Here is a 7802-nt window from a genome sequence, read left to right on the forward strand (position 1 = left end):
AAGACACCGGCTCAGATGACACCCGCGCACGAGCCGCCTACCTGGGGTGATATTTCCGATGTATCTGCACACACCTTCCACCGAATTTTCCGGCCCCGCGTACCCTGAGTCCCAGTCGATCGGGCGGGGGACTGGGTGGAGCAGGTGGCGGAGCGGGGACTGACCTCGGCCGAGGTCGCCGAGCGGGTGGCCGCGGGGCAGGTCAACGACGTCAGGCGCAGGTCGAGCAGGTCCGTCTCGGCGATCCTCAGATCCAACGTCCTCACCCTTTTCAACGGGGTGATCGGGGCCCTCTGGGTGTTGATCATGATCTTCGGGGAGTGGCAGGACGGCCTCTTCGGACTGGTGATCGTGGCCAACGCGGGCATCGGCATCATCCAGGAGCTCCGCGCCAAGCGCACCCTCGACCGGCTCGCCATCGTCAACGAGTCCCCGGTCAAGGTCCGCAGGGACGGCGTCGACACCGACATCCCGCCCCAGCGGGTCGTACTCGGCGACCTCGTCCTGCTCCGCCCCGGCGACCAGCTGCTCGTCGACGGCGAGGTGGTGGACGCCGACGGGCTGGAGGTCGACGAGTCACTGCTGACCGGCGAGGCCGACCCGGTGCACAAGCGTCCCGGCGACCCCGGCGACCCCGGCGACCCCGGCGACCCCGGCGACCCCGGCGACGAGGTCCTCTCCGGCAGCTTCGTGGTCGCCGGGAGAGGCGCCTACGTCGCGACCAGAGTCGGCCGCGACGCCTATGCGGCCAGACTCGCCGAGGAGGCCAGCGCGTTCAGCCTGTCCCACTCGGAGCTGCGCGAAGGCGTGACGCGATTCATCAAGTACGTCACCTGGCTGGTCATCCCGATCGGCGCCCTGCTCACCTGGAGCCAGGTCAGCAGGCAGACGAGTGTCGGCGAGGCCGTCACCGGCACGGTCGCGGGTATCGTCACCATGATCCCCGAGGGCCTGGTCCTGATGACCAGCATCGCCTTCGCCGTCGGCGTGATCCGGCTGGGCAGGCGCCGCTGCCTGGTCCAGGAACTGCCCGCGATCGAGATCCTGGCCCGGGTCGACACGCTCTGCCTCGACAAGACCGGCACCCTCACCTCGGGCGGGATGGAACTCGACGAGATCCGCCCGCTCCGCGACGACCTGCCCGTGCACGAGGCACTCGCCGCGCTGGCCAACATCGATCCCCACCCCAACCCCACCGCCCTCGCCGTCCAGGCCCGATACCCCGACTCCCCCGACTGGACCGCCCTCACCAAGGTCCCCTTCTCCTCGGCCCGCAAGTGGAGCGGAGCCGAATTCGACAGCCACGGCGGCTGGGTCCTGGGCGCCCCCGACGTCCTCCTGCCGCCCGGCAGCCCGGCGTACGAGGAGGCGGGGGCGCTCGCCGCCACCGGCCTGCGGGTGCTCGCCCTGTGCCGGGTCGCCTCGCTGCGCGACCCCGACGACCTCGGCACCGTCGAGGCCGCGGCCGTCGTCGTGCTCAAGCAGCGGATCCGCCCCGACGCGGCCGAGACCCTCGCCTACTTCGCCGAGCAGCGCGTCGCCCTCAAGGTCATCTCCGGCGACAACCCGGAGTCGGTGTCGGCGATCGTCACCTCTCTGGGCATTCCCGGTGGGGAGCGCGCGGTGGACGCCCGCACCCTGCCGGACGACGACCCCGAGAAGCTCGCCGAGATCATGGAGACCCACACCGTCTTCGGCAGGGTCAGCCCGCACCAGAAGCGGCTGTTCGTCGGCGCGCTCCAGTCGCGCGGGCACACGGTCGCGATGACCGGCGACGGCGTGAACGACGTGCTCGCGCTCAAGGACGCCGACCTCGGCGTGGCGATGGGCTCCGGCAGCGGCGCCACCCGGGCGGTCGCCCAGATCGTGCTGATGGACGACGGCTTCGCCGGTCTCCCCTCCGTGGTGGGCGAGGGCCGCCGGGTGCTGGCCAACATCGAGCGGGTCTCCGGGCTCTTCCTGACCAAGACCTTCTACGCGATCGTGCTCTCCCTGCTCACCGGGGTCATCGGGCTCGCGTTCCCGTTCGCTCCCCGGCACTCCACGCTCATCAACGCGCTGACGATCGGCATCCCCGCCTTCTTCCTCGCGCTCGCACCGAGCAACGAGCGCGCCAGAAGCGGCTTCGTACCCCGCGTCCTGCGCCTGGCGGTCCCCGCCGGGATCGTCTGCGCCACCGCCGTCTACCTGTCGTACTGGATCGCCCAGAGCGGGTCCTCCACCCTGGAGGAGAGCCGCACCTCGGCGGTGATCACGCTGTTCGTGGCCGCCTGGTGGGTGCTGGCCCTGGTCGCCCGCCCCTACGTGTGGTGGCGGGTCGCGCTCGTGGCCTCCATGGCCGGGATGTTCGCGCTCGCCCTCACCATCCCGTTCGTCCGCGAGTTCTTCGCGCTCACCATCGCGAGCCCTGCCGCCGGTCTCACCGCGGCCGGACTCGGCGTCGCCGCCGGGGCCGTGCTGACGGGCGTCTTCATGATCACTCGATCCCGTCGAAGCGCGCCGATCCAGGGTGATATCCAATCTGTTCAGGACCGGCCAGCCGATACCCTTAGGGCATGACCGACCCGCAGCTCGCACTGACCGAGCGCGTCCAGCAGGCACTGGCCGCCGCCTTCGGTGCGGAATACTCCGAAGCAGACCCGCTGATCCGCCCCTCGCAGTTCGCCGACTACCAGGCGAACGTGGCGATGAGCCTGAGCAAGCGACTGCGAAGGGCCCCGCGGGAGGTCGCCCAGGAGATCGCCGAGCACCTCACCGGCCGGGCAGGAGACGCCCAGGACGACCCGTTCCCCGGCAGCGTCGAGGTGAGCGGCCCCGGTTTCCTCAACCTCACCCTCTCCGACGAATGGATCGCGGCGCGGGCCTCCGAGATCCTCGCCGACCCGCGCGTCGGCGTGGGCCTGTCCAGCCCGCCGCAGACCATCGTGATCGACTACTCCGCGCCCAACGCGGCCAAGGAGATGCACGTCGGCCACCTGCGCACGACGATCGTGGGTGACGCGCTCGCCCGGGTCCACGAGCACCTGGGCAACAAGGTCATCCGGCAGAACCACCTCGGCGACTGGGGCACGCCGTTCGGCATGCTCATCGAGCACCTCCTCGACATCGGCGAGGAGGCCGCCGTCGCCCAGCTGGAGGCCGGGGAGGGCAACGCCTACTACCAGGCGGCCCGCCTGAAGTTCGACACCGACCCCGAGTTCAACGCGCGCGCCCGCGCGCGGGTCATCACCCTGCAGGCCGAGGAGCCGGAGACGATGCGCCTGTGGCGCATCTTCATGGACGCCACGCTCCGCTACTTCAACAAGGTCTACGTCCAGCTCGGTGTGACGCTGACCGACGACGACATCGCCGGCGAGAGCATGTACAAGCACGTGCTCGCCCAGGTCTGCGACGAATTGCAGGAGCGCGGCGTCGCCGTCCTCAGCGACGGCGCGCTCTGCGTCTTCCCGCCCGGTTACACCGGCCGCGAGGGTCAGCCGCTGCCCCTGATGATCCGCAAGAGCGACGGCGGGTACGGCTACGGCACTACCGACATGGCCACGATCCGCTACCGGGTCCAGGACCTCAAGGTCGACCGCATCCTCTACGTGATCGGCGCGACCCAGTCGCTGCACATGTCGTTGGTGTTCGACTCGGCCAGGATGGCGGGCTGGCTGCCCGACCACGTCAGGGCCGAGCACATCCAGATCGGCAGCGTGCTGGGCTCCGACGGCAAGATGTTCAAGACCAGGAGCGGTAAGTCCATCAAGCTCGTGGAGCTGCTCGACGAGGCCGAGACCAGGGCCGCCGAGGTGCTCAGGGACAGCGACTACACCGACGCCGAGCGCACGAGGATCGCGCACGACGTCGGCATGGGCGCGGTCAAGTACGCCGACCTGTCGGTCAGCCACGACAGCGAGTACGTCTTCGACTTCGACCGCATGCTCGCCCTCACCGGCAACACCGGCCCCTACCTGCAGTACGCCCAGGCCCGCATCCGCTCCATCTTCCGCAGGGGCGGGGTGGACCCGGCCGAAGCCACCGGCCCGATCGTGCTCGGCCATCCGGCCGAGCGTGCCCTGGCGCTGCAGCTCCTCGGGTTCGGCTCGGTCGTCGAGGAGATGGCGGAGAACTCGGCGCCGCACAAGACGGCCTCCTACCTCTTCGACACCGCGAGCGCCTTCACCACGTTCTTCGAGAACTGCCCGGTGCTGAGGGAGGACGTCGAGCCGGCCGTCCGCGCCTCACGGCTCGCCCTGTGTGCACTGACCCTGAAGGTCATGGAGACCGGCCTGAGCCTTCTTGGCGTCCCGGTGCCCGAGCGCATGTAACCTGTCCACCAGATGATCGTCTTTATTGAGAAAGTGAAGGCGATCATCTGGCAAAGTCATGTTCGGCGCGCCTCCCTGCGGGGATATCCGAAGCGCAATACGCTGGCGCGGTCATCGGTCACAACTTCGAGGAGCTCTCTGCCTTGAGCACGGACCTGACCGCGAACCTGAGCACGGACACCGCGAACTCCAGCACCGCCCCGGCCGCTGACCCGAGCGCGGACACCGCGAACCCCGGCACCGACCTGACCGCGGATCTGAACACGGACACCGCGAACCCCGGCACCGACCTGACCGCGGGCCTGAGCAGGGACACCGCGAACCTTGGCACCGGGTTGGGAACGACTTCAGGCATCGACTCGCTCCTCACCGATCTGGCCACCGGCATCGTGCCCCTCGGGATGCCGGTGGACTTCGAGACCGCCTCCGATCACTGGCTCGCCCCGGCCGTCGAGGCGCTCGTGCTGATCACGCGTGGCGAGGAGTCGCTCGAACCCCTCGCCCGCGCCGCGCAACGCGACGAGCAGCGGACCGCCCTCTTCCTCTGCCTCGCCCTCGCCGTGGCCGGCCAGGGCGACCGCATCCACGCCTCATGGCTCGGCACCGCCTTCGGGGAGCTCTCCCTGGAACGCCCGGTGACCCACGGCCAGCGGGCGCTCTGGCTCGCCGCCGCCCGGGGGGCGTACGGCCCGGCGGGCAAGATCTTCGTTCTCCGCAAGCTCGACGCGATGACCGCCTCTCCCGTGTCCGAGCCAGACCGGTGGCTGCGTGCGCTCATCCCCGACGAGCCCTCCGCGGCCGTGTCACCGGCTCTGGCCGATTTCGAGGAGCTCGCCGGGCTTCCCGAGCTGGCCGACCCCGTACACGCCGCCGCCCGGCTCACCCACCTGCTCGACCGCTGCACCGAGATCACCTCGGCCCGCGAAAGCAGGGGCGATGGCACCGTCGTCACCGAGAAGACGAGTTCCGTGAGCGGTCCCACGAGCGGTTCCGCGGCCCGGCCTGACGGTGACACCGTCGGCGAGGCGCCCGGCCCTACGGGGGGAGCGAGCCGCGACCTGGGCGATCTCGCGTTCGTCACCGCCGCGCAGACGGACCGTTCAAGCGAGGCGACCGTCGTGTGGAGCCAGGACGAGCCGCTGACCGTGCTCCGCCGGCTGGCCGGTGCGGACGCCCCGGAACGGCCGATGAGGTCGCTCACCGAGCACCTGCTCGGCGACCTGCGCCCCGGCTCCCACCCCTCTCTGGCCGCGATCGCGCTGCACGTGGCCGCGCCCATCGTGCGGACGGCGGGTGAGAGCCTCGCCGAGGCCACCCGCGCCGAGGCCCCCGAGTCGGTCACCATACCGATCCTCGGCTACCGTGTGATGCTCAGGCCCGAGGGCCCTGATCCCGAGTCGCTGGGTGCCGCCGAGGAGCGGATCACCACCGAGGGCGCTCCGGCCCGCGGCCGCCCCTGGGCCGCCTACGCACTGCTCGCCCTCGCTCCGGTGATCCTGGTGGTCGCGCTCGTCCTCCCCGTCCTCCCTCTCGCGCTGCTCGCACTCCTGCCGGCCGCCGGAGGCGCCTACAGACTGTGGCGTAGGCGGCAGCGTGAGCGAGCCCACGCGGAATACGTCGTCACGCGGCTCTCCGAGCTCAGAGAACTCGCCCAGGGCGCGGTGTGGGCACTGCACGAGTACGCCCACGAGTCGGAGGGCCGGATCAAGACGGCGACCTCCGACCTGGCCGAACTCATCCGCCTGCTCCGCAGGGGTCCTCGGGCGGGCTGACCGCCCGCGATATGCGGGCGGCAGCCTCGATGTCAGCCGTTGGTGATCTCCACCTCGGCCGGAGCCAGCAGAAAGACCTTCTCCGCGATCCGCTCGATGCGCCCCTCGCAGCCGTACGCCAGCCCGGCGACGAAGTCGACCATGCGGGTGGCCTCGGCGGTGCTCATCCCGCTCACGTCCATGATGACGGTCTGACCTTCGCGGAAGTGCTGCCCGATGACCGGTGCGTCGTTGTACTTCATCGGTGTCAGCATCACGATCCGCGAGGGCTCGTTCATCGCGCGCCAGCGCTTGGCTGCGCGCTCCGAGGCAGACTGCCAGTCTTCCTCTTCGCCCTCGATCTCGTCCCCGTAGTCGTAGGACTCGTCATAATGCTCGGCCCCGCCCAGGCCAAGGTAGCTCGCCACCTTGCGCACTGCCCCCATCGGCTCGTCCTTTCGCCAGGACCACGCCGTGCCCGGCCTGTCCCTACACCTTGGACGGTAACCGACGACATGAAGTTCGCCACGCGACACGCCCAGCGCTTATTTCCATTTTGTACGGCTACCGCACTGGTCTGATCTACGACTTTGCCCGATCCCCTGACCTAACTTCAACCGATATCTCCAGCGCCGCTAGCATCGCGTCATGCTCATCTACACGGTCGATTCGTTTACCGATGAATTTTTCAAGGGTAACCCCGCCGGGGTCTGCATACTCAGCGATCCGGTTCCTGACGCCTGGATGCAGTCCGTAGCGGCGGAGATGAGGCACTCCGAGACAGCCTTCCTGCTTGGAGCCGAGGACGGCGGACCGTACCAGCTCCGATGGTTCACGCCGGTGACCGAGGTCACCCTGTGTGGGCATGCGACCCTGGCCGTGGCGCATGTGCTGTATTCCACGGGAACGGTCCCAGAAACCCTCGAATTCTCAACGAAGAGCGGAATCCTGTCCGTGACCAGGGATAAATCCGGTTTAATCCACATGGATTTCCCGGCAAAGGTACTCCAAGCGACACCCCCTCCAGAGGGACTGATCGATGCGCTGGGACTTAAACCTGTTTGGACAGGAAAAAATGTTTGGGACTACCTCGTGGAGGTCGAGTCCGAGGAGGCCGTGCTCGCCGCCGCCCCTGACTTCCGGGCGCTGGAGGCCGTCGACGCACGAGGAGTCATCGTGACGGCTCGGGCCTCGCGTCCGGGCGCCGACTACGTGTCCCGGTTCTTCGCTCCCACGGCCGGAGTTCCCGAGGACCCGGTGACGGGGTCCGCCCACTGCGCCCTCGCGCCGTACTGGTCGGCCAAGCTCGGTTCCGACAGCCTGGTGGGTGCCCAGCTGTCAGAGCGTGGGGGCGTGGTCCGCACGACCGTGCGAGGAGACCGGGTCGAACTCGCGGGAAACGCGGTGACCGTTCTTTCCGGCGAGCTCCACGTCTAGGGTTGTGCGTCGAGGGTTTCGTCGTGCCCAGGCCGATCCGGTGACCACCGTCAGAACGTGACGCCCGTGAAGCGAAAAGGGCTTCCGTCTCACGGCGAGCCCCTTCCCCTCACAAAGGCCCGGGAGCTCCCCTGGAGCCCTTGCTCCTACGCGTCTGCCGGCCCCGGCCTTCAACGCCCGGAAGTCCGGGACACCGCTGGGCCACCCGGGAGCGCCGCTGAAAAAAAGGGGGGCCGTGAAAGCACGAAAGGGCCCCCACCACATGGTGGGAGCCCTTTTCGTAAAAGATTGTCCGGCGGTGACC

Annotated in this window: 5 protein-coding genes; 4 read left to right on the top strand and 1 reads right to left on the bottom strand. The window is 69.1% G+C overall.

Features of this window, described 5'->3' with window-relative positions:
* The first annotated feature begins 135 nt into the window (after positions 1-135).
* The 3 genes from ABZ664_RS38810 to ABZ664_RS38820 all read left to right on the top strand — a co-directional run bounded on the left by ABZ664_RS38810 (position 136) and on the right by ABZ664_RS38820 (position 6082).
* Positions 136-2559, top strand: coding sequence for an HAD-IC family P-type ATPase (locus ABZ664_RS38810; RefSeq protein ID WP_362522170.1), 2424 nt, complete (start codon positions 136-138; stop codon positions 2557-2559).
* Complete coding sequence (gene argS, locus ABZ664_RS38815; RefSeq protein WP_362522172.1) at positions 2556-4310, top strand: arginine--tRNA ligase; 1755 nt, start codon at positions 2556-2558, stop codon at positions 4308-4310. The genes ABZ664_RS38810 and argS overlap by 4 nt, the downstream gene beginning before the upstream one ends.
* 143 nt (positions 4311-4453) lie before the next feature.
* On the top strand, positions 4454-6082 hold the full coding sequence (locus ABZ664_RS38820; RefSeq protein WP_362522174.1) for a hypothetical protein: 1629 nt from the start codon (positions 4454-4456) through the stop codon (positions 6080-6082).
* A 32-nt stretch (positions 6083-6114) separates the two neighbouring features.
* Here the strand turns inward: ABZ664_RS38820 and ABZ664_RS38825 are convergent, their stop codons facing one another.
* Complete coding sequence (locus ABZ664_RS38825; RefSeq protein ID WP_362522176.1) at positions 6115-6507, bottom strand: cell division protein SepF; 393 nt, start codon at positions 6505-6507, stop codon at positions 6115-6117.
* A gap of 202 nt (positions 6508-6709) precedes the next feature.
* Here ABZ664_RS38825 and ABZ664_RS38830 point away from each other — a divergent pair, with 202 nt between their 5' ends.
* Positions 6710-7498: a PhzF family phenazine biosynthesis protein gene (locus ABZ664_RS38830; RefSeq protein WP_362522178.1), complete on the top strand. Its 789-nt coding sequence runs from the start codon at positions 6710-6712 to the stop codon at positions 7496-7498.
* The last annotated feature ends 304 nt before the right edge of the window (positions 7499-7802 follow it).

This window comes from Streptosporangium sp. NPDC006930 (assembly GCF_040635605.1).
GTDB lineage: Bacteria > Actinomycetota > Actinomycetes > Streptosporangiales > Streptosporangiaceae > Streptosporangium.